This window comes from Sphingomonas sandaracina (assembly GCF_036663695.1).
In the GTDB taxonomy this organism is placed as follows: Bacteria; Pseudomonadota; Alphaproteobacteria; order Sphingomonadales; family Sphingomonadaceae; genus Sphingomonas.
This window is the reverse complement of sequence record NZ_JAXOJK010000017.1, coordinates 1-1006: the sequence shown is the minus strand read 5'-3', so window position 1 is coordinate 1006 and position 1006 is coordinate 1. Positions and strand designations below refer to the sequence as shown.

Genomic DNA, 1006 nt, shown 5'->3' with positions numbered 1-1006 from the left:
GAGAGTCCACACCACCAACGACATCACTGGGTGCCTCCGAAGAGGTCACCAACTCGGCAGAGCAGTGCGCGTTGGCCTTTGTCAGGTGCGGATGATTATAATCTCAGCCAGATTATTAGTTATGATGATGTCGATATCTGGAGCCTCAAACCGCTCGCTTGGCTCGCTGGCGCCGAAGCGCTCACGAACCGCCGAAGCAATCCTCGTCCCCAAAATCGAGCACCTCACGGCATCGATTTTAAAAAACCCATTCACAATGTCAAATACGGGTCGTCTCGACCCAATCACCGTGCTCTCGCACGGCGAACCGTTTCTCTTCATCAACCTGGACTGTGGTTAGCGTGGTCGCGCTCGCTGCGCCCGTCAGTCGCAGCGAAGCTGCGCCTTGTGGGCGCGCTTCTCAGCGCTGGCCGGTCTTGGTGAAGTGCGCGGCAGCTTTGCTGCCTCGTCTCTTCGCCTGCGACTTGGTGGAGCCTATCGGGATCGAACCGATGACCTGATGCTTGCAAAGCAACCGCTCTCCCAGCTGAGCTAAGGCCCCCTACCAATTCGACCGAAGGTCTTCAAAGCCATGCCAAAGGCACAACCGTCTGACCATTCGAGCTTGCGAGAATGGTGGGCCGAGTAAGAGTTGAACTTACGACCTCACGCTTATCAGGCGTGCGCTCTAACCACCTGAGCTACCGGCCCCATTTCGGGTTCCCATCAAAGTAGTACTTTGATCGGGCCCATCCCGCACCCAAGCTGGTCCGAAGGACCGCTAGGCGGGAGGTGCCAGCTCAGGCTTCCACACCCTCTCGAGTGTGGATCCAGTTGATGAAGGGACATGAGGACGGCGGCTAATGTTCTTTGGAATGGAAGAAGCTCTTCCGACAGGGTGGCATCCGAGGATGCGGGCCTATCAGCGCTTTCTGCCGATATCCTTAGAAAGGAGGTGATCCAGCCGCAGGTTCCCCTACGGCTACCTTGTTACGACTTCACCCCAGTCGCTAAACCCACCGTGGTC

Annotated in this window: 1 protein-coding gene, 2 tRNA genes and 1 rRNA gene; 1 reads left to right on the top strand and 3 read right to left on the bottom strand. The window is 57.3% G+C overall.

Annotated features, from left to right (window positions below):
- Positions 1 to 340: hypothetical protein (locus tag U1707_RS18985; RefSeq protein ID WP_332801619.1), on the top strand; the 340-nt coding region annotated here is incomplete at its 5' end.
- Between the two features lie 125 nt (positions 341 to 465).
- On the opposite strand, the gene U1707_RS18980 is transcribed toward U1707_RS18985, so the two are convergent.
- The 3 genes from U1707_RS18980 to U1707_RS18970 all read right to left on the bottom strand — a co-directional run.
- Positions 466 to 541 (bottom strand) — tRNA-Ala (locus tag U1707_RS18980).
- A gap of 72 nt (positions 542 to 613) precedes the next feature.
- Positions 614 to 690: transfer RNA gene (locus U1707_RS18975), tRNA-Ile, on the bottom strand.
- Positions 691 to 927: 237 nt separating this feature from the next.
- Positions 928 to 1006 (bottom strand): 16S ribosomal RNA (locus tag U1707_RS18970); the annotation flags it as partial.